Here is a 20240-nt window from a genome sequence, read left to right on the forward strand (position 1 = left end):
TCTGCGCTCACGATACCGGTGGTGGGCACTGCTCCCGCATCACCCGCCCGCCCGGGCCGAGTGGCGCGTCGATCTCCAGCCTCGGAGGCCGGCGCTTCTCATAGCCGCGGTACAGCGCCGTCAGCATAAGATCGGCGACGGCAGAAAAATCGGCGGCTGTCGCGGTGCTGACGAAGGCTTGGAAATTGCCTTTCGTGGCGTCGCCCGAGAAGCCGAGCCGCTCCAGGGCGGAGAGGCCCTGCGGCGAGACGATCCTGATCCGGTTCTCCTCGGGTTTGGTCAGGTAGAAGCCCGACGCCACTTCGCACAGCATGCGCGCGTCGTCTTCGATGAACAGGCATTGCACATAATGCTCCGGCTGGCTCGTGTCCGCCAGGATGATGTAGCGGGCTTTCCGGTTCGAGTTGGCATGGATCTGGCCGAGCCGGCCGACGATCTCGCAGTGATAGGTGGAGAGGAAGGCGGCGAGATGATCGCTCTCTCGACCATCGACGGCCGAGGCGAAAAGGGCAGAGGCCAAGGCGAGTGCCGTTTTGAGCGAGCGACGATGCCGCACGGCCGTCCCCTCCTGAACAAATCGCGGCAACTATGGCGCAGGCCGCGGCCGCTGTCCCCCTGGATCGACGTGAATGAAAAAGGCCGCCCGGAAAGGGCGGCCTTCATCGTCTCCGCGAGGAGCGCCGTTCCTTACTCGAAGCGCCCGCTGGCATGGGCCAGCATGGTGTAGACCTTGCCCGTCTCCGAGGTGAGGTAGGTCTTCGCCACCATCGAGTCCCGGTCGTCCTTGGACGCTTCGCCGAGCAGCCGCTCGAACTCGTCGATGTAGCGATCGACCGTCTCGCGGAACTCCATGTCGCGCCGATACTTGCGGCGGATCTCGTCGAAGGTCTGCTGGCCCTGCAGGGTGTAGAGCCGGCGGGTGAAGACGTTGCGCTCGCCGCGCTTGTAGCGGTCCCACAGCTCGACGGCCGCGTCATGGTCGATCATCCGCGCGATGTCGACGGAGAGCGAATCGAGCTTCTCGATCGAATGCGTCGTCGGCTTGCTCACCTCTGGCGCCTTGTCGTCGCGGGAGGCGCGGACCAGCAGGTCCGAGAGCCAGCCGGCCTTGGCCGGCTGCTGCGGTTCGGGCGCGCGGCGCGGCGCCTCCTGAACCGGCGCGGGGCGCGGCGCAGGCTTGGCCTCGACGCGGCTCTCGGCCCGGGCAGGCGGCGCGCTGGGCGTCGGTTCCGGCGCGGCGTCGAGCGACGGGCGCAGCGCAGGGCCTTCAGCCGCTGGAGGCTTGGGCTGCGCCGGAGCCGTATAGACCGGGGCCGGCTGGGCCGCGGCCGGAGCGGAAACCACAGGGGCGGCGGCTCGGCGCGGCGGGGCCTGCTCGATCGGCAGCGAGACGTCGCCGCGCCGGCCGGAACGGGTCACGATCTCGGTGAGATCGTTCAGCGCCTTGATCTGTTCGGCAACGACCCGGCGCATCGCCGAGGCCGATTCCTGCGTCTCCTGCGGCAGCTCGAGGACGCCGCGCTTCAGCTCGGCGCGGGTGGTTTCCAGCTCGCGCTGGATGTCGACCGTGACGCCGCGCATGTCCTGCGCCGCCTTCTGGAAGCGGTCGGTCACCTTCGAGAGCTCGCCGTCGATCTCGGTCGTGACCTGGGCATAGGCCGCGCGCAGCGCCTCGGCCGTCCGCTCGCGTTCCTTGCTGGTCGCGGAACGGATCGTCTCGAACTGCTGAGCGATGGCGCTGGTCGTCGCCTCGGCCGAGTCGGAGAGCACGGCGCCGATCTGGCGTGCGCGCGCCTCCGCGGTGCCGAGCGATTCGTCGATCAGCGAGGCGAAGGAGCGGGTGATCGCCTCGACATCCTCGGTGCGCCCGCTGATCAGAGCGTGCAGCTCCTCCAGCGAATCGCGCCGCTCGGCGAGCGCCTTGCCGACGCGGGCCTCGACCTGCTCGAGCCGGCCGACCACGGCGTTGAGCGCCGCGCTGCTGGCCTGGGTGACCTCGCCGAGCGAGGCGCCCTTGTCGTCGAGCTTGGCGACGAGGGCGGTCGTCTCGCGCAGCGTGCCTTCGGAGTAGTCCTTGAGGTCGGCGATCTGCGCGGTGACCTGCTGCGAGGCGCGGTTGGCCTCATCCATCACCGTGCTGATCACGGTCTGCAACTCGCCGACGCGGGTCGACAGGCTGTTCTCGACGGCGGCCAGATTCTTGTTCGCGCCGTTGACGATCTGCTGCATCAGCTTGTTGGCCTCGCCGAGGCGGCCCAGCATGCCGCCCAGCTCGTCGCGCAACTGCTCATTGGTGCCGACCAGCGCGTCGATCGACTGACGCGAGCCGGATTCGAGCGTCTCGCGCAGCGCATTGGACGATGTCTCGATCGCATTGGAGATCGCCGCGCCGCGGTCGCGCAGACCTGCGACGAAGGCATTGCCGCGGTGCTCCAGCGCCCGCACCACCGTCTCGCCGGCGGCGGTGAAGGCGGCGGCCAGAGCCTGGCCACGCTCGTCGAGCGCTTCGACCATGCCGCTGCCCTTGGCATCGAAGAGGGCGCTTAGCGCCGCGGTCCGCTCGTCGAGCGCGCCGGAGATGGCCTCGCCCTGGCGGCCGAGCGCCTCGACGACATCGCCGCCCTTGCCCTCGAAGAGGACACGCAGCTGCTCGCTGCGCTGGTCGAGCGCGTTGGAGATGGCGTCGCCCCGGCGTCCGAGCGCGGCGACGATGCCGAGCCCGCGATCGTCGAACAGCGTCCGGAGCTGCTCGGCACGTTCGTTGAGCGCGGCGGCGATCGCCTCGCTCTGCTCCGTCAGCGTGGAAACCACACCGTTGCCGTTATGCTCGAAGAGGGCGCGCAGTTCCTGTGCACGCTCGCTGAGCAAGGCGGCGATGAACTCCGAACGGCCCTGCAGGGTCGACGCGATCTCCTCGCCGCGCGTGTCGAGCGTCTGCGACACGGTGTCGAGCCGGCCCACCACGCGCTCCTCGAAGCGCGCCACGCTCTGGTCGAGCGTATCGGCGATCTGCAGCGCGCGGCCGCCGAGCGTGGCGTTGATCGTGTCGGCCTTGTCGCTGAGGGTGCGGGTGAGCGACTCGCTCTTGGAGGTGACGACCTCGCCGATCTCGTCCGCCTTGGCGGCCAGGGCGCGGGTGACCTCGCGTCCGCCTTCCGCCAGCACGCGGGCGATGTCGACCGTGCGCTCGACCAGCGCCTCGTTGAGGGCGGTGGCGCGCGAGCCGAGGCTGCCGTCGATGCGGGCGATCAGGCTGTCGAGCGCGCCGGCGATCTCGGCGCTCTTGGCGCCGGAGCGCTCCTCGAACAGCTTGATCTGGCCCTCCATGGAATCCGCCGCCTCGCGGGTGCGCTCGGCGAGGAGGCTGGCCGCCTCCAGGGCGCGGGTGCCGACCTTGTCGGCCAGCGAGACGCCGTCCTGCGAGATCAGCTTCTCGACCTGCGCGATGCCGGTGTTGAGCGCCTCGGTGAGCTCGCGCGCATCGCCCGAGATCTTGGCCGTGAGCGAGCCGCCCTGATGGACGATGAGATCCTCGAAGGCGTTGAGGCGCGCGGCGAGGTTCTCCTCGACCTCGCGGCCCTGGCTGTCGAAGAGATGCGAGAGCGAGGCGAGGCGCATGCCGATCGCCGTCTCCATCTCGTGCCCGCGCTCGTCGAAGAGGCGGTTGAGCGCGTCATGGCGGCTGGCCAGCGCGTCGGCCAGCGCCTGGGCGCGGCCTTCGACGGAGCGCAGCATCGAGTCGGCGCTGGCCGCGAGGGCCTCGCCGACGCGTCCGTTCTGGTCGGTCAGCGCCAGGACGAGCTCGTTGCCGCGCTCGTCGAAGAGCTTGGTCAGCGCGTCGTGGCGGGTCGCCAGCGCCTCGGTCAGCGCCTGCGCGCGGTCCTCGACCGAGCGCAGCATCGACTGGGCGTTGGCGGAGAGCGCCTCGTTGACGCGCCCGCCCTGCTGGGTGAGGGCGAGCACGATCTCGCGGCCGGTGCCGGCGAGCATGGTGCGCGCATCCTCGGCGTGGACGGTGAAGGTGTCGCGCAGGCCCTGCGTCGCCTCGACGACACGGTCGGCGACATGGCGGCCATCGACATTGATCGTCTCGGTGAGGGTGCGGGTCGCTTCCGTCATGCGGCGCGCCAGTTCCTCGCTCTGCTCGCCGAGCAGCGTGTGGACCTCGCGGCCGGTGTCGACGAGACCGCGAACCGTCGCCTCGCGGTGCTCGCCGAGCAGCTGGCCGACCTTCTCGCTGGTTTCGCTGACGCTGGCGAGGAAGCCGGTCTGCTGCTGCTCCAGCGCCACGCGCGCGCCCTCGACCGCGTCGGTGATGCGGCCAGCCAGCGCCAGCCCGCGCTCGTCCAGCTTCTGGTCGATGCTTTCGCCGGTTTCGGCGAGGCGGCTGATGAGGGCGCCGCTGCGCTCGGAGAGGATGCCGTGGACCGAGCGGCCGACATCCGCGATGCGGCTGGCGACGAGCTGGCTCTCGTTGCCGAGCAGATCCTTGATCTCGAGCCCGGCCTGCGAAACCTTCACGGTCATCGCGCCCGTCTGCTCCTCGAGCAGGGCGCTGACACGCTCGCCGGTCTCCGACAGGCCGGAGATCATGCGCTCGCTTTCCTGGCCGACGATGCGGCTGACATCGTGGCCCGCCTGGGCGAGGCGGCTGACCAGGATCTCGCTCTCGTCGCGCAGGCGGGTTTCGACGGCATTGACCGCGCCGGACACGCTGGAGACCAGCGACTCGCTGCGCTCCTCGAGCAACCGCGCCACATCGGCGCCGGCACCCGAGACACGGGCGACGACGCTGTCGCTCTGCTCGCCGACGAGCTGGGCGAGATCGCGCCCCGCGCCGGAGACGCGCCCGACCAGTGCACTGGCCTGCTCGTCGAGCAGGCTATGGACGGCTTCGCCGGTCTCGTTGAGGCGCGTGACCAGTTTCCCGCCTTGCTCGTTGAAGAGGCCGTTCACCCGGTCGGCGACCTCGGTGATGCGGTGGGTCAGCGTGTCGCCATGCTTGTCGACGGTGGAGCCCAGCGTCTCGCTGGCGTCGCTGACGCGCAGGATGATCGCCTCGCCGCGCTCGCGCAGCACGTCGTCGACCGACCGGACGGTTTCGTTGAGACGGCTGACCAGCGCGTCGCCATGGGTGCCGATGAGGCTGTGGACGCTCTCGCCGACCTCGTTGAGGCGCGAGGTGATGGCTTCGTTCTGCCGGCTGAGCAGGCTGTTGACGCCGCGCCCGACCTCGGTGAGGCGCACCGTGACGCTCTCGCCCTCGGCGGAAAGCACGCTGCGCAGCGCCTCGCCGGATTCCGCCAGCCGCTGCTGCAGGGCCTCGCTCTGGCTCTCGATCAGCGAGACCATGCTGCGGCTGCTGACCTCGAAGCGCTCGGCCGCCTCGACGCCGCGGGCGGAGATGTCCTTGGCGAGGGTCTCGCCGGTGGTCTTCAGCGTCTCGTTGACGGTCTCGACGCGGGCGGTCAGCGTTTCCGCGACCTGCATGCCGGTCTCGCTGATCGCGCGGGTGACGTTCTGCGCCTCGTTCGTGAGGCCCTGGGTGAGGGCGACGCCGGTCTTTTCCAGCGAGCCCGCGATTTCCTTGGCGCGACCGTCGAGCATGGTCGAGAGGTTGTCGCTGGCGCCGGCGAGGCGCTCGGAGACTTCGCCCGAGGTGACCTGCAAGCGCTCGACGAGATCGTGGCTGCGGCCGCTGATCTCCTCGATCATCCGTTCGCCGGCGCGGCCGAGCGCCTGGGTGATCTGGTCGCCCTTCGTGCCGAGCGAGCCGGTGACGCGGTCGCCGGCCTGCGCGATCGCCTCGGCGATGGTGCGGCTGGCGCCGTCGAGATCCCTGGCGATGCCCTCATGAGCGCCGCTGATGGCGAGCTTGACGCGCTCGGCATTGCCGACCACGGCCTCGCGCTGCGTCACCAGCTCGTCGATGAGCGAGCGCAGGCGGATCTCGTTGTCGGCATAGGCGCGTTCCAGCGTCGAGATTTCGCCGCGGACGATGGTTTCGAGCTCACCGGCGCGTGCGACCGCACGCTCGATGCCGTCGCCCATGGCGGCGACCTCGCGGCGGATGGTCTGGCTCAGCGACAGGACGGAATCGGCGCCGGCCACCTCCGGCTCGGCCAGGCGCAGCGCGACTTCGGTCATCGCGCGCGAAATCAGGCGCATCTCCTGCGTGCGGCGGTAGAGCGCCGCCAGGACGAAGAAGAACACGACCGGCGCGCCGATCGAGAGCGCGAGCAGGGTCCATTCGCCGATGCCGAAGGCGGCGACGGGCTCCGGCAGGCCATTGCTGAAGGAGCCGTAGCGGCCGAGCAGGACGAAGGCGGCGCCGCCCAGCCAGGCGAGCGAGGCCAGGCCGGCGAACCAGTAGGGCCTGCGCGAGGGGCGGACGGAGAAGGCCTGGACGAGCGAGCTGGAATCGCGCCGATCGTCATTGGCGACGCGGCTCGTATCCGGGGCGATGGCGGCGCGCGGCGGCGGGGCCGCTTGCTGGGGCTGCGCCGTTGCCGCCGGAGGCGCGGTGACCGGGATGGCGGCCGGCTCGACGCGCGGCATGTCCAGCTTCAGATCGCTTTCGCTGGTGGTGGGCAGGCGCGGCTCGGCCTCGACCGGAGTTTCCGTCTCACCCTGCGGCTGTTCGAGGCGCAGGGCCTCCTCGATCGCCGACATCGCAGCTTCAGTGGGATCCTGGAGCTTCTTGGGTCGATTCATCGTTGCCGCCTCGCCACGCTACTGAAGATGGTCGCGAACTCATGCTCCGCCATCCGGACCGCCTCTGGCCGGATGAATGGAGACACTGCGCCCATCATTTACCAATTGGAAGGGTAGTGGAGGCCCGGAGCCTTGGAAACCCATTTGAGTGCCTGATTCACAAACGTCGTTAACGCCTCGTTCACCATCAAGGCGCTTCTTGAAAGGGGTCGATTTGCCCGTGCGGCCGGTCGATGTCACTGCGTTCACGAGTTTTACCATGTCCCAGAAGGCAATCGATACCGAGCATCTGTCCCGCCAGACCGGCGGCGACCGTGAACTCGAGCGCGAGCTGCTCACGCTCTTTGCCCAGCAATGCGCCACGCATCTGCGCACCATCCATGGCAGCGCCGATCCAAAGGCGCGCCTGGACGCGGCCCACAGCCTGAAGGGCGCTGCCCTCGCGGTGGGCGCCTGGCAGGTCGCCGAGGCGGCCGACCGGATCGAGCAGGGCCTCGGTCAGGGCGACAAGCACCCCACGGAAGCCGCGATGGATGCGCTGACGCTGGCCGCCGCCGAGGCGCGCGCCGTGATCTGCCGCTGCGACTGCGCGGCCTGAGCAGGCCGCCGGCGCATCGCCGCCGTTTCGCGCGAGCTGGAAATCCTCTAAGCGAGCAAGCGTCATGCCCGCGCGAGGCCGAGCGCGGGCGCGCCGGAGACAGGACATGCCGAACATCACCTATATCGATGCCCATGGGGAGAGCCGCACCGTCGAGGGCGAGGTCGGCGCGACCGTGATGGAAACGGCGATCCGCAACGAGGTCCCCGGCATCGAGGCCGAATGCGGCGGCGCCTGCGCCTGCGCGACCTGCCATGTCTATGTCGACGAGGCCTGGATGCCGAAGGTCGGCCAGCCCGAGCCGATGGAGGAGGACATGCTGGACTTCGCCTTCGACGTCCGGCCGAACTCGCGCCTCTCCTGCCAGATCCGCATCCGCCCCGAACTCGACGGCCTCGTGGTCCGCACGCCCGAGCGGCAGGGCTAGCGAAACCGGCGCGGCGGTCGCCCGCGCCTCGTGCCGCGCCCCATGCGCGATTTGCGTTGGATCAATGCGCCGGCGCTGGCAAACTCCACAATGGTATCGCAACCAGCCTTGAGGAGTTCGCGATGTACAAGTCGATCATGGTCCCCGTCGATCTGGCCGAGGCGGAACTCGCCAGGCCGGCGATCGACGCAGCGGTCTCCTTCGCCAAGGCCTCCGGCGGTTCGGTGCGGCTGGTTTATGTCCGCTCGCTGATCCCGGTCACCTACATGGAGTTCGTGCCGAGCGATTTCGACACCGAGCAGCAGCAGGATGCCGAGGCCAAGCTCGCCGAGATCGCCGCGAAGGTCGATCTTCCGGCGGAGCAGGTTTCGGCCAAGGTGCTGATCGGTTCCGTGCATGGCGAGGTGCTGGCCGAGGCCGATGCCGGCGGCATCGACCTCATCGTCATCGGCTCGCACGAACCGGGCATGCTGGCCTATGTCATCGGCTCGAATGCCTCGGCGATCGTGCGCCGCGCCAAGTGCTCGGTGCTGGTGGTGCGCCAGGCCTGAGCCGCATTCCGGCCGCAGCGTTGCGGCGGCCGGACCTCAGGCCTTCGGCTCGCGCCCCGGCACGAGATCGTCCGGCACCTCGCCGGTCGCGAGTTCGCGCGGCCGGTTGAGCGAGATCAGCGGCCAGACCTGCCAGTAGGACGCCGCCAGCAGCAGCAGCGCGAGCAGCGCCGCGCTGGTCTGGCCTTGCTGGAAGGCATGCAGCGCGAAATACGCGATCATCGCCAGCGAGAGCGCGCCGACGGCCGCGACCCCGAGCCAGATCGGCCCCGGCCGGCCGCCGACGAAGCGGGCTTTCGGATTGGCGCGCGTGATCGCGGCCGCCAGCGCCGAGACGAAACGGTGATAGCGGGCGTCGTCGCGATCGAGATCGGTCAGCGAACGCCAGGAGAGGTTGCCGAAGGTGACGGTCCTGCCGTCGCTGAGCCGCAGCTGGGTCTTGTAGCCTTTGGAGGAGATGTTGCCGGGGGCGAACACGTAGCGCACCTGCTCGACGGCGCTCAGCCGCAGCCGGTCGACCGCCCTGGTCCTGTCGATCTCCAGAAAGTCGCCGTCGAGCTTGTAGGCGATCTCGAAGCCGACCGGCTTCGGGCGCTGGCGCCAGCTCGGGGCAGGGTTGTCGTCAGGGTGCTCGGTCATGGGCGGCAGATAGAGCAACTATGCCCGTCAAGGGAAGCCGGCCAATCGTCTCGGCTCAGCGCGCCAGCACCTTCATCGCGCCGTCGAGGCCATCGAGCGTCAGCGGGAACATGCGCCCGCCCATCAGCCCGCCGATCTGCCGGATCGACTGGGTGTAGTTCCACAGATGCTGCTGGACCGGGTTGAGCCAGACCGATTTCGGGAACTTCGTCGTCAATCGCTCCATCCAGACCTGCCCCGCCTCCTCGTTCCAGTGCTCGACGGAACCACCGGGCATCGCGATCTCGTAAGGGCTCATCGAGGCGTCGCCGACGAAGACGAGACGGTAGTCGCCGGGATAGGTCCGCAGCACCTCCCAGGTCGGGATCTGCTGCTCGTGGCGGCGGCGGTTCTCCTTCCAGACCCGCTCATAGGGACAGTTGTGGAAGTAGAAATGCTCGAAATGCTTGAACTCGGCCCGGGCCGCCGAGAACAGCTCCTCGGCCAGCTCGACATGCCAGTCCATCGAGCCGCCGACATCCAGGAAGAGCAGCACCTTCACGGTGTTGTGGCGCTCAGGGCGCAGCTTGACGTCGAGATAGCCGTGTCTGGCCGTCTCCGTGATCGTGTTGTCGAGGTCGAGCTCTTCGGCTGCACCCGTGCGGGCGAAGCGGCGCAGGCGCCTCAGCGCGATGCGCAGGTTGCGCACGCCGAGCTCGCGCGTGTCGTCGAAATCCTTGAAGTCGCGCTTGTCCCAGACTTTCACCGCCCGGAAATTGCGGTTTGTGTCCTGGCCGATACGCACCCCTTCGGGGTTGTAGCCATAGGCGCCGTAAGGCGAGGTGCCGCCGGTGCCGATCCATTTGTTGCCGCCCTGATGGCGGCCCTTCTGCTCTTCGAGGCGCTGCTTCAGCGTCTCCCAGAGCTTGTCCCAGCCGAGAGCCTCGATCTGGGCCTTCTCTTCGTCGGTGAGGAACTTCTCGGCGAGCTTGCGGAGCCATTCCTCCGGGATGCCGGCCTGCTCGATCGCCTGCTGGAGCGTCTCCATGCCCTGGAAGACCTGGGCGAAGACCTGATCGAACCTGTCGAGATGGCGCTCGTCCTTCACCAGCGTGGCGCGGGCGAGATAGTAGAACTCGTCGACGCTGTGCTCGGCGAGATCGGCCTCCACCCCTTCGAGCAGCGTCAGATACTCGCGCAAGGTCACCGGGACCTTGGCGGCGCGCAGATCGGTGAAGAGGCGAAGGAACATGCCGCTACTGTGCGGGCATGGAGCACGAGGTCAAGCGGTGTCCGCGCTTGCACGGACACCGCTCGATCCCGATGGATGGCTTTACGCCACCGCGTCGGCGAGGTCCTTGGTGACCTTGAACTTCACGACGGTCTTGGCCGGAACCTTGATGGTGGCGCCGGTCGAGGGGTTGCGGGCCTCGCGGGCTTCGCGCTTGGCCGCGGAGAGCTTGCCGATGCCGCCGAGCGTGACGTCGTCGCCGCCCTTCAGGGTCTTGGCGACGGTCGCGCCGAGGGAGGCCAGAATGGCGGAGACATCGGCCTTCGTCTTCCCGGTCTCTTCGGCGATCGCGGCGATCAGTTCGTTCTTGGTCATGAAATCCTCCTTGAGAAGGGTGTTATAGGCGTCGCGTGCTGGATCTGGGTCGTTCATGCCCGTTTCCGACACGAGCGACCGCGGAGATATTCGCGGCGCGCAACTCACGCAGTTGCCACGGTTATCGTGGAAAGACGATGCCCGCGGCCGTAGATACGCACAGGAAACGGCTTCGTTCCGCCGAAAGAAGCTGGATTTTTGGGCTTTTCGCGGGTGCGGGAACCGAGAAGAGGGGGAGCGAGCCCGCAGAATCGTGCCCCCGATTCGGTTGCAGATGGCGGCGCGCAACGCTGCGCCCGCCGCCATCGATGCGGCTCAGAGCAGGATGCGAAAAAGCGGGAACCGGTTTTTCGCGAGAATCCTGCTCCGGCTCTAGGCCTGCACGCCGTCGACGTACCAGTCCATCTTGGAGAGGATCTCGTCGGAGGCCGTCTCGCCGGCCTTGACGCGGATTTCGCCCTTCTGGTCCTTGAGCTCGCCGGTGAAGGGGTGGAGCTTGCCGGAGACGATGCCCGCCTGGACCGCGTCGGCAGCGGCGCGGGCAGCCGGCGTGATCGCGTCGTTATAGGGCGCGAGCTTGACGAAGCCGTCCTTGATGCCGCCCCAGACCGCTCCGGTCTTCCAGGTGCCGTCCATCGTCTCCTTGACGCGCTTGATGTAGTAGCCCGACCAGTCGTCGACGATGGCCGAGAGATGCGCCTTGGGCGCGAAGGCCTTCATGTCCGAGGCCTGGCCAAAGGCGTAGACGCCGCGCTGCTCGGCCGCCTGGAGCGGGGCGGCAGAGTCGGTGTGCTGGGTGATCATGTCGGCGCCCTGGTCGATCAGCGCCTTGGCGGCGTCGGCTTCCTTGGCCGGGTCGTACCAGGTCGAGCACCAGACGACCTTGGTCTTGAAGTTCGGGTTCACCTTGCGCGCGGCCAGATGGAAGGCGTTGATGCCCATCACCACTTCCGGGATCGGGAAGGAGGCGACATAGCCCGCCTGGCCGGTCTTCGACATGTGGCCGGCGATGGTGCCGATCACGGCGCGGCCCTCATAGAAGCGCGCATCATAGGTCGCGACGTTTTCGGCGCGCATATAGCCCGTGGCGTGCTCGAAATGGATCTTCGGGAACTGCTTGGCGACCTGGATCGTCGGGTTCATGAAGCCGAAGGAGGTCGAGAAGATCAGCTGGTTGCCGGCCTGGGCGAGCTGGCGGATGGCGCGGGCGGCATCAGGGCCTTCGGCGACGTTCTCGAGGAAGCTCGTCTTGATTTTCGAGCCATATTCCTTCTCGATCGCGAGGCGGCCCTGATCATGCGTCCAGGTGTAGCCATGGTCGCCGATGGGGCCGACATAGACGAAGCCCACGCCGAGCGGGGCCTGCGCCGAGGCGCCACGGCCCAACAGCGGTAGCGTCGAGGCCGCGGCGGCGCCGAAGGTCAGCCGGCGGCGGGTGATGATGCTGGTCATGGTCCTATGAACTCCCCGTTGTCGGTTGCGGCGTCAGGACGCCGTGAAAGGTTTGCCGAGGCAGGCCGGTGCGTCGAGCCGGCCGGTCTTTCGTCCTAGCGACATCATGGTCAGAACTGCAATGGTCGCAAGGTAGGGGGCCATCGCCAGCACCTCCGGCGCGAGCCAGCTCACGCCGGCGGCCTTGGCCTGCAGCTCCAGCGTCATCACCGCGCCGAAGAGATAGGCGCCGAGCAGCAGCCGGCCCGGCTTCCAGGCAGAGAAGACGACGAGCGCCAGCGCGATCCAGCCACGCCCCGCGGTCAATCGTTCGGCCCACATCGGCGTCAGCGCCAGCGAGAAATAGGCCCCGCCCAGCCCCGCCAAGGCGCCTCCGAAGGCGACCGCCGCATAGCGGATGGCGACGACCGGGTAGCCGATGGCATGTGCGGAAGCGTCGTTCTCGCCGACCGCGCGCAGGATCAGCCCCGCCCGCGTCCGGCGCAGGAAGTAGCTCACGCCGGCCACCAGCGCGAGCGAGAGATAGACGACGACGTCCTGCCCGAAGACGATGCGCAGGACGGGATGTTCGGACAGCGCCGCCGGGAAGATCGGCCCGAGCCGCTGCACGGTGCGCCCGACGAAGCCGGCACCGATCAGCGAGGAGGCGCCGATGCCGAAGATCGTCAGCGCAAGCCCGGTCGCGACCTGGTTGGCGGTGAGCGACAGCGCCAGCACCGCGAAGACCATCGCTGCGGCGACACCGGCAAGGATGGCGGCCAGCAGCCCCAGCGCCATGCTGCCGCTCGAGAACGCCACGGCGAAGCCCGCGACCGCGCCGCACAGCATCATGCCCTCGACGCCGAGATTGAGCACGCCGGATTTCTCCGCGACGAGTTCGCCCAACGAGGCCAGCAGCAAGGGCGTCGAGGCCGCGATCAGCGTCATGATGATCGAGACGAGCATGGCCGTGGTCATGCCGCCCTCCGCTTCCAGCCGATCTGCCAGCGCACCAGCACATCGATCGCCAGCAGCATGAACAGCAACATGGCCTGGAACAGCCCGGTCGCCGCCTGCGGCAGCCTGACCGTCGACTGCGCGATCTCGCCGCCGACATAGGTTCCCGCCAGCACGATGCCGCCGAAGACGATGCCGAGCGGGTGCAATCGCCCGAGGAAGGCGACGATGATCGCGGTGAAGCCGTATCCCACCGGGAATTGCGGCGTGAGCTGGCCGAACGGTCCGGCCGCCTCGAACAGCCCGGCCAGTCCCGCGAGGCCGCCGCTGAGCAGCATCGTCGCCCAGGTCGTGCGCGCCGCGCTGAAGCCGCCGTGGCGGGCTGCGGCCGGCGCGAGGCCCACGACCTTTACCGCATAGCCCGCCGTGGTCTTCTCCATCAGCAGCCAGGCGACGACGGCCAGCAGCAATGCGACGGGAATGCCGAGATGGACCAGCGAGCCCTCGATCACCGTCGGCAGGGTCTGGTCGGCGGTGAACATGCGCGTCTGCGGAAAATTGAAGCCGCCCGGGTCCTTCCACGGTCCGCGCACCAGGAAATAGAGGAACTGCACCGCGACATAGGTCAGCATCAGGCTGGTCAGGATCTCGCTGACCTGCAGCTTCACCCTGAGGAGCGCGGGGATCGCGGCCCAGGCCATGCCGCCGAGGATGCCGGCCAGCACCATGGCGGGCAGGATCCACCATCCGGTCATGTCATAGGTCAGCAGCGCGACCCCGGTGCCGGCGATGGCTCCCATGACATACTGCCCCTCGGCGCCGATATTCCAGACATTGGCGCGGAAGCCGATGGCGAGCCCGAGCGCGATCATCACCAGTGGTGCGCCCTTGACGCCGATATCGGCCCAGCGCTGCGGTTCCAGGAATGGGGTCAGGAAGATGCTCTCGACCGCATGGAAGCCGTCATAGCCGATGGCGGTGAAGACGATCATGCCGGTGAGCATCGTCAGCCCGATTGCGATCAGGGGGCTCAAGACCAGCATCGGCAGGCTCGGCTCGCGGCGGCGGCGCCATTCAAGCATGCGCCGCTCCCACCTGCTCGCCAGCGCCGTGAATTCCACCCATCATCAGGCCGATCTCGTCGATGCCGAGGCTGGCAACCGGGCGCGGCGCCGAGAGCCGGCCTTCGTTGATGACGCAGAGCCGATCGGCGAGCTCGAGCAACTCGTCGAGATCCTGCGAGATCACCACGACGGCCGAGCCCTTTGCGGCGAGGTCGACGAGCTCCTGCCGGATCGCGGCGGCCGCACCGGCATCGACGCCCCAGGTCGGCTGCGACACGACGAGCACGGCGGGCTGCTGGCCGATCTCGCGACCCATGATGAATTTCTGGAGGTTTCCGCCCGAGAGCGAGCGAGCGAGCGCGCCATTGCCGGTGGTCCGGACATCGAAGAGCTTGATGACGCTGTCGGCGAAGCGGCTGACGGCACCGCGGCTGATGAAACCATGCGGTGCCAGCGGCAGCCGGTGGCGCGCGGTCAGGACGCCGTTGTCGGCGAGCGAGAAATCCGGCACGGCGGCATGGCCGTTACGCTCTTCCGGCACGCAGGAGAGGCCGAGCGCCCGGCGCGCGCCGGCACCTTCGAGCCCGACGGCCCTGCCGTCGAGCCGGATCGCCTCAGGCGCCGCAGCCAGCCGCTCGCCCGAGAGCGCCGTCAGAAGTTCCGCCTGGCCGTTGCCGGCGACGCCGGCGATGCCGAGGATTTCGCCCGCCCGCGCCTCGAAGGAGACACCCTTGAGATCGGTGCCGAAAGGCGGCTCGCCCGGCAGCGAGAGCCCGCTGACGGCGAGCCTGACCGCGCCGGCTTCCTTCGTCTGGCCGTGCTCGATCTTGCGCAGCTCCGCGCCGATCATCAGTTCCGCCATGCGCCTGGTCGTCTCGACCTTCGGATCGCAGGTCGCGACCACACGCCCGCCGCGCAGAATGGTGGCGCTGTCGCAGAGCGCTTTGATCTCGTGCAGCTTGTGCGAGATGTAGAGGATCGAGCAGCCTTCCGCCGCGATCTGCCTGAGTGTCGCGAACAGGCGCTCGACCTCCTGCGGCGTCAGCACCGAGGTCGGCTCGTCCATGATCAGGAGCTTCGGCTTCTGCAGAAGGCAGCGCACGATTTCGATGCGCTGGCGCTCGCCGACCGAGAGCGTATGTACCTCGCGCTCCGGATCGAGGGGCAGCGAATAGGACTGCAGGATCGCGGCGACTTGGCTCTTCAGCTCCTCGCGGTCGACGGCTTCGTCGAGTCCGAGCGCGATGTTCTCGATCACCGTCATCGCGTCGAACAGCGAGAAGTGCTGGAAGACCATGCCGATGCCGAGCTTGCGCGCGGCCTTGGGCGAGGGGATTGCAACGGGCGAGCCGTTCCAGGAGATCGTGCCTTCGTCGGCCTGCTGGACGCCGTAGATGATCTTGACCAGCGTCGACTTGCCGGCGCCGTTCTCGCCGAGCAAGGCGTGGATTTCACCCGGAGCGACGCTCAGGCTGATGTCTTCATTGGCTTTGACGCCGGGAAAGCTCTTCGAGATATGGGCGAGCGCCAGCCGCGGCGGCACGTCTTGCTCACGCGGCTGATTCATGTCGCGACCGTCTCCCTTTCGCCGGCTCCCTGCGGCCAAGCAAGCAACGCACCAGCTCGGCTGCCGTCAAGGCCGCGATCACCTCCGGCCGCTTGTCGTCCACATCCGAACCGCCGATCGGACAGGTCAGGTGCGCGAGTGCCTCGTGTCGTCCGCCGCTGCGCAGGAAGCTCGACTCGAAACGGGCGCGCTTGGTGGCAGAGCCGATCATGCCGACATAAGCCGCATCGCCCCGCGCCAGTGCAGCCTCCGCCAGCCGGTAATCGAGGGCATGGCTGTGCGAGAGCACGACGAAAGCGGCGTTTGCTGGAGCGCTCGCGATCGCATCGACGGGATCGGCCATGCGGATGCAGGTGACGGCCGCCGGCAGCCCGCTCATGACGTCGTCGCGGTCGTCGATCAGCGAGACCGAGACGGGCAGGGGCGCCAGCGCCTGCGCCAGAGCCCGGCCGGTATGTCCGGCGCCGAAGATCAGGACCGGTGGCCGCGCGGCGGCTTCCGCCTTCTCGCGTGCGCTGAACAGGGCGATCTCGGCCGCGCTGGCATGACGCAACGACACGCGCACCCGCCCGCCGCAGCACTGGCCCATCTGCGGGCCGAGCGGGATGTCGAGGATCTGGTCCGGCGAAGCCTCGCTCAACATATGGCGGGCGAGGTCGATGCAATGGAATTCAAGCTGCCCGCCGCCGATCGTTCCGGCGATAGCACTGGGGCTGACCGCCATGCAGGCGCCGGTCTCGCGCGGCGTCGAGCCTTCCGCAGCCTCGATCCGGACGAGAACGATGCCGTCGCGCTGATGGGCTGTGAGGAAAGCGGCGAGGGTCATCGCGCGGCCTCCGCCCTGACCCGCTCGACCGCGTCCAATACGCGCTCCGGTGTCGCGGGCGCATCGAGGCGCGGACAGATGCGATGGTCCCCGACGCTCGCCACCGCATCCGACAGCGCATGCAGCACCGAGATCGCCAGCATCAATGGCGGTTCGCCCACCGCCTTGGAGCGATGGATCGTCGGCTCGCGGTTCGGCGCGTTCTCCAGCAAATGCACGTTGAAGACGCGCGGCCGGTCCGAGGCGACGGGAATCTTGTAGGTCGAGGGCGCGTGGGTCCAGAGCCGGCCTTTTTTATCCCAGACCAGCTCTTCGGTCGTCAGCCAGCCCATGCCCTGCACGAAGCCGCCTTCGATCTGGCCCTTGTCGATCGCGGGGTTCAGCGATTGCCCGCAATCATGCAGGATATCGACCCGCTCAACCCTGTACTCGCCGGTCAGCGTGTCGATCGCGACCTCGGCCGCCGCCGCGCCGTAGGCGAAATAGTAGAACGGGTGGCCGCGCCCGGCCTTGCGGTCCCAGTGGATTTTTGGCGTCGCGTAAAAGCCTGTCGCGGAGAGTTGGACGCGCGCCATATAGGCGGCCGCGATCAGGTCCTTGAAGGCGATCTCGCGGGCGCCGATCTTCACGCGACCCGGCAGGAAGGCGATGTCCTCCGCCTCGACCTGCCAGTGTTTCGCGGCAAACTCCCTCAATCGCTTCTTGATCGTCTCGCAGGCATCGAGCGCGGCCATGCCGTTGAGATCGGAGCCGGAGGAGGCGGCGGTCGCCGAGGTGTTCGGCACCTTGCCGGTGGTGGTGGCGGTGATCTTGACCTGGTCGAGCCCGATGCCGAAGGCCTGCGCCACCACTTGCGCGACCTTGATATAGAGCCCTTGCCCCATCTCGGTGCCGCCATGGTTCAGCGCGACCGTGCCGTCGGTATAGACATGCACCAGCGCTCCAGCCTGGTTGAACCAGGTCGCTGTGAAGGAGATGCCGAACTTCACCGGCGTCAACGCGATGCCGCGCTTGACGATGGGGCTCGCCCTGTTGGCCTCACGGATATCGGCCTTGCGGGCCTGATAATCGCAGCGCCGTTCCAGCTCGGCGATGACATCGGCCGCGATATTGTCCTCGACCGTCTGGTGATAGGGCGTGACGTCTCGGCCGCCGCCGCCATAGAGATTGCGCCGTCGCACCTCCAGCGGGTCGAGTCCGGTCGCGTAGGCGACCTCCTCGATGAAGCGCTCGGCGCCGACCATGCCTTGCGGACCGCCGAAGCCCCGGAAGGCGGTGTTCGAGCAGGTGTTGGTGAACAGCGGCTCGGAGCGGGCGCGCACCGCCGGATAGAAATAGCAATTGTCCATGTGGAACAGGGCGCGGTCGGTCACCGGCCCCGAAAGATCGGCATTCCAGCCGCAGCGCGCCGCATAAACGGCATCGAGCGCATGGATGCGGCCTTCGTCGTCGAAACCGATCTCGTAGTCGCAGACGAAGTCGTGGCGCTTGCCGGTGATCGCCATGTCGTCGTCGCGATCGGGCCTGAGCTTCACCGGCCGCTTCAGTTTGCGGGCCGCGATAGCCGCGACGCAGGCGAAGAGATTGGCCTGCGTTTCCTTGCCGCCGAAACCGCCGCCCATGCGCCGCACCTCGACCGTCACGGCATGCGAGCCGACGCCGAGCACGGCCGCGACCATGTGCTGGACCTCGCTCGGATGCTGGGTCGAGACCAGCAACGTCATGTCCTCGTCCTCGCCGGGGATGGCGAGCGCGATCTGGCTTTCGAGGTAGAAATGCTCCTGACCGCCGATCGTCATCGCGCCTTTCAGCCGGCGCGGGCTCGCGGCCATGGCCGTCGCGACATCGCCGCGTTCGAGCTTGAGCGGGTCGGTGACGAGCCTGCCGCCGGCCGCACGCGCGGCGGCGATGTCGAGGAGAGGGGTCTCTTCGGCGTACTCTGCCTTCGCCAGCACGGCGGCATGGCGGGCCTGTTCGCGCGTTTCGGCGACCACTGCGAAGAGCGGCTGGCCGTGGAACAGGATCCGATCGGTCGCGAAGACCGGCTCGTCATGGCGATGCGTCGAGGAGATGTCGTTGGCGCCGGGAATATCGGCCGCCGTCAGCACCGAAACGACGCCGGGCGCGGCACGCACCGCATCGAGATCGAGCGAGGTGAGCTGCCCATGGGCGATCCCGCTCAGGCCGAGATAGGCGTGAAGCAGGCCTTCCGGCGCGGCGATGTCGTCGATGTAGAAGGCCTCGCCGGCGACATGCTTGGGTGCGGAGTCGTGGATGCGGGCACTGCCGACCGGCCCGGTCTCGGCGACGATGTCGAGCTTGCGGCGCGCGTCAGCCATGGGCGGCCTCCGCGAGCAGGCCGGCGACCCGTGTCTCGGTTTGCGGCTGTGTCGTCTCGATCAGGAAGCGCCGCAGCAGGTTGCCGGCGATCTTGAGCCGATAGTCCGCCGAGGCGCGCATGTCGCTAAGCGGCGTGAAGTCGCGGGCCAGGGCGGCGATCGCCGCCTCGACGGCGTCCTCATCCCACGGCCGGCCGATGAGCGCGGCCTCTGCGGCAGCCGCCCGCTTCGGGATGCCGGCCATGCCGCCATAGGCCAGCCGCGCCTCGCTGATCGGGCCATCGGCATGCCGGGTCAGCCGGAAGGCGCCGCAGACGGCCGAGATGTCCTCATCGAAGCGTTTGGACACCTTCGAGGCATGGAACAGCATGTCTGGCGCCAGCTTCGGCACCAGCACGGCCTCGACGAATTCGGCAGGGCGGCGATCCTGCTTGCGATAGTCGAGGAAGAAGCTTTCGAGCGAGATGGTACGGCGTTCGACCCCGGCTCTGCCGCGCTGCGCCAGCACCAGCGTCGAATCGAGCGCGATCAGGGCCGGCGGCAGGTCGCCGATCGGCGAGCCATTGGCGATGTTACCGCCGATCGTGCCGGCATTGCGCACCTGCTCGCCGCCGAAGCGGCGCATCAATTCGTCGAGCTGCGGGGAGAGGGTAGCCAGCGCGGCTCGGACGTCGATATGACCAGCCATCGCACCGAAGCGCAGATGATCGCCCTCATCGGTGATGGCGCGCAATGCCTCGATCCGCCCGAGATAGATCACCGGATCGAGGCGTTTCATCGCCTTCGTGACCCACAAGCCAACATCCGTAGCGCCGGCAACGAGCGTCGTCTGCGGATGCGCCGCGACGAGTTCCGCGAGCGCCTCAACGGTTGCGGGGGCGTAAAAGCGCCCGCCTTCGTCTTCAAGGGCCAGCGTCGCGGCATCGTTCAGCGCTGCAAGTCGCGCTGCGATGACCTCGCGCTCGCGCAGGAAGCGATCCGTCTCACGCGGGGCGATCTCATCCATGCGCCGCCCGGCCGCGATGATCGGCTCATAGCCGGTGCAGCGGCAGAGATTACCGGCGAGCGCATCCTCGATGCGGCTGATGCTTGGCTCCGCCTCGTTCAGCCTGAGTGCGAAGAGCGACATCACGAAACCCGGCGTGCAGAAGCCGCATTGCGAGCCGTGGCATTCGACCATCGCCTGCTGGACCGGATGCAGGCTGCCGTCATCGCCCTTGAGGTGCTCGACGGTGAGGAGCTGGCAGCCATCCAGCGTCGGCAGGAAACGGATGCAGGCATTCACTGCCTCGTAGCGCAGCCGCCCGCGATCGAGCCGGCCGACGACGACGGTGCAGGCGCCGCAATCGCCCTCGGCGCAGCCTTCCTTGCTGCCGGTCATGCGCTTCTCGAGGCGCAGCCAGTCGAGCACCGTCAGTGTCGGATCGCAGCGATCGATCTCGACAAGCTCGTCACCGAGGAGGAAGCGCAGGCGTTCACGCATCCTGCCCGCTCCACTCGCAAAGCCAGTTCATGCCTCCAGATTAGGCACGATCCGTGCTT

The 20240-nt window shown here is 68.2% G+C and carries 15 protein-coding genes; 3 read left to right on the forward strand and 12 right to left on the reverse strand.

The window, feature by feature from the left end; genetic code table 11:
* Positions 1-7: 7 nt before the first annotated feature.
* Positions 8-556, reverse strand: coding sequence for a TY-Chap domain-containing protein (locus tag GY40_RS26550; protein WP_051987728.1), 549 nt, complete (start codon positions 554-556; stop codon positions 8-10).
* A gap of 131 nt (positions 557-687) precedes the next feature.
* Positions 688-6714, reverse strand: coding sequence for an apolipoprotein A-IV repeat region-like domain-containing protein (locus tag GY40_RS09815; RefSeq protein ID WP_081925292.1), 6027 nt, complete (start codon positions 6712-6714; stop codon positions 688-690).
* 259 nt (positions 6715-6973) lie between these two features.
* On the opposite strand from GY40_RS09815, the gene GY40_RS09820 reads away from it, so the two are divergent.
* The 3 genes from GY40_RS09820 to GY40_RS09830 all read left to right on the forward strand — a co-directional run bounded on the left by GY40_RS09820 (position 6974) and on the right by GY40_RS09830 (position 8290).
* Complete coding sequence (locus GY40_RS09820) at positions 6974-7312, forward strand: Hpt domain-containing protein (RefSeq protein WP_038361318.1); 339 nt, start codon at positions 6974-6976, stop codon at positions 7310-7312.
* 106 nt (positions 7313-7418) lie between these two features.
* On the forward strand, positions 7419-7739 hold the full coding sequence (locus GY40_RS09825) for a 2Fe-2S iron-sulfur cluster-binding protein (RefSeq protein WP_038361320.1): 321 nt from the start codon (positions 7419-7421) through the stop codon (positions 7737-7739).
* Between the two features lie 122 nt (positions 7740-7861).
* Positions 7862-8290, forward strand: a complete 429-nt coding sequence (locus GY40_RS09830; RefSeq protein ID WP_038361322.1) for a universal stress protein — start codon at positions 7862-7864, stop codon at positions 8288-8290.
* Positions 8291-8326: 36 nt separating this feature from the next.
* Here GY40_RS09830 and GY40_RS09835 read toward each other — a convergent pair whose 3' ends face one another.
* The 10 genes from GY40_RS09835 to xdhA form a co-directional block, all read right to left on the reverse strand.
* On the reverse strand, positions 8327-8929 hold the full coding sequence (locus GY40_RS09835) for a hypothetical protein (protein WP_156115915.1): 603 nt from the start codon (positions 8927-8929) through the stop codon (positions 8327-8329).
* Between the two features lie 55 nt (positions 8930-8984).
* The gene (locus GY40_RS09840) at positions 8985-10160 is read right to left on the reverse strand and encodes a vWA domain-containing protein (protein WP_038361326.1); all 1176 of its coding nucleotides are present in this window, start codon (positions 10158-10160) and stop codon (positions 8985-8987) included.
* A gap of 81 nt (positions 10161-10241) precedes the next feature.
* Positions 10242-10571, reverse strand: coding sequence for an HU family DNA-binding protein (locus GY40_RS09845; protein WP_162737742.1), 330 nt, complete (start codon positions 10569-10571; stop codon positions 10242-10244).
* A gap of 315 nt (positions 10572-10886) precedes the next feature.
* Positions 10887-11966 carry a BMP family ABC transporter substrate-binding protein gene (locus GY40_RS09855; RefSeq protein ID WP_038361332.1) on the reverse strand — a complete coding sequence of 360 codons (1080 nt, stop codon included), beginning with the start codon at positions 11964-11966 and terminating at the stop codon, positions 10887-10889.
* 33 nt (positions 11967-11999) lie between these two features.
* Positions 12000-12923, reverse strand: coding sequence for an ABC transporter permease (locus GY40_RS09860; RefSeq protein ID WP_112763391.1), 924 nt, complete (start codon positions 12921-12923; stop codon positions 12000-12002).
* On the reverse strand, positions 12920-13984 hold the full coding sequence (locus tag GY40_RS09865) for an ABC transporter permease (RefSeq protein ID WP_038362442.1): 1065 nt from the start codon (positions 13982-13984) through the stop codon (positions 12920-12922). Before GY40_RS09865 ends, GY40_RS09860 begins: the two co-directional genes overlap by 4 nt.
* Positions 13977-15533, reverse strand: coding sequence for an ABC transporter ATP-binding protein (locus GY40_RS09870; protein ID WP_038361334.1), 1557 nt, complete (start codon positions 15531-15533; stop codon positions 13977-13979). The genes GY40_RS09865 and GY40_RS09870 overlap by 8 nt, the downstream gene beginning before the upstream one ends.
* Positions 15517-16359 carry a xanthine dehydrogenase accessory protein XdhC gene (gene xdhC, locus GY40_RS09875; protein WP_051987729.1) on the reverse strand — a complete coding sequence of 281 codons (843 nt, stop codon included), beginning with the start codon at positions 16357-16359 and terminating at the stop codon, positions 15517-15519. Before xdhC ends, GY40_RS09870 begins: the two co-directional genes overlap by 17 nt.
* Positions 16356-18698, reverse strand: a complete 2343-nt coding sequence (gene xdhB, locus GY40_RS09880) for a xanthine dehydrogenase molybdopterin binding subunit (RefSeq protein WP_051987730.1) — start codon at positions 18696-18698, stop codon at positions 16356-16358. The genes xdhC and xdhB overlap by 4 nt, the downstream gene beginning before the upstream one ends.
* Positions 18691-20181: a xanthine dehydrogenase small subunit gene (gene xdhA / locus GY40_RS09885; RefSeq protein WP_038361337.1), complete on the reverse strand. Its 1491-nt coding sequence runs from the start codon at positions 20179-20181 to the stop codon at positions 18691-18693. The genes xdhB and xdhA overlap by 8 nt, the downstream gene beginning before the upstream one ends.
* Positions 20182-20240: the final 59 nt, after the last annotated feature.

Source organism: Allobosea sp. UNC402CLCol (genome assembly GCF_000745475.1).
Lineage (GTDB): Bacteria > Pseudomonadota > Alphaproteobacteria > Rhizobiales > Beijerinckiaceae > Allobosea > Allobosea spartocytisi.

Coding starts and splice junctions, on each gene's coding strand:
- GY40_RS09815 (WP_081925292.1), bottom strand. CDS start 6,714: ATGAATCGACCCAAGAAGCTCCAGGATCCCACTGAAGCTGCGATGTCG.
- GY40_RS09820 (WP_038361318.1), top strand. CDS start 6,974: ATGTCCCAGAAGGCAATCGATACCGAGCATCTGTCCCGCCAGACCGGC.
- GY40_RS09825 (WP_038361320.1), top strand. CDS start 7,419: ATGCCGAACATCACCTATATCGATGCCCATGGGGAGAGCCGCACCGTC.
- GY40_RS09830 (WP_038361322.1), top strand. CDS start 7,862: ATGTACAAGTCGATCATGGTCCCCGTCGATCTGGCCGAGGCGGAACTC.
- GY40_RS09835 (WP_156115915.1), bottom strand. CDS start 8,929: ATGACCGAGCACCCTGACGACAACCCTGCCCCGAGCTGGCGCCAGCGC.
- GY40_RS09840 (WP_038361326.1), bottom strand. CDS start 10,160: ATGTTCCTTCGCCTCTTCACCGATCTGCGCGCCGCCAAGGTCCCGGTG.
- GY40_RS09845 (WP_162737742.1), bottom strand. CDS start 10,571: ATGAACGACCCAGATCCAGCACGCGACGCCTATAACACCCTTCTCAAG.
- GY40_RS09855 (WP_038361332.1), bottom strand. CDS start 11,966: ATGACCAGCATCATCACCCGCCGCCGGCTGACCTTCGGCGCCGCCGCG.
- GY40_RS09860 (WP_112763391.1), bottom strand. CDS start 12,923: ATGACCACGGCCATGCTCGTCTCGATCATCATGACGCTGATCGCGGCC.
- GY40_RS09865 (WP_038362442.1), bottom strand. CDS start 13,984: ATGCTTGAATGGCGCCGCCGCCGCGAGCCGAGCCTGCCGATGCTGGTC.
- GY40_RS09870 (WP_038361334.1), bottom strand. CDS start 15,533: ATGAATCAGCCGCGTGAGCAAGACGTGCCGCCGCGGCTGGCGCTCGCC.
- xdhC (WP_051987729.1), bottom strand. CDS start 16,359: ATGACCCTCGCCGCTTTCCTCACAGCCCATCAGCGCGACGGCATCGTT.
- xdhB (WP_051987730.1), bottom strand. CDS start 18,698: ATGGCTGACGCGCGCCGCAAGCTCGACATCGTCGCCGAGACCGGGCCG.
- xdhA (WP_038361337.1), bottom strand. CDS start 20,181: ATGCGTGAACGCCTGCGCTTCCTCCTCGGTGACGAGCTTGTCGAGATC.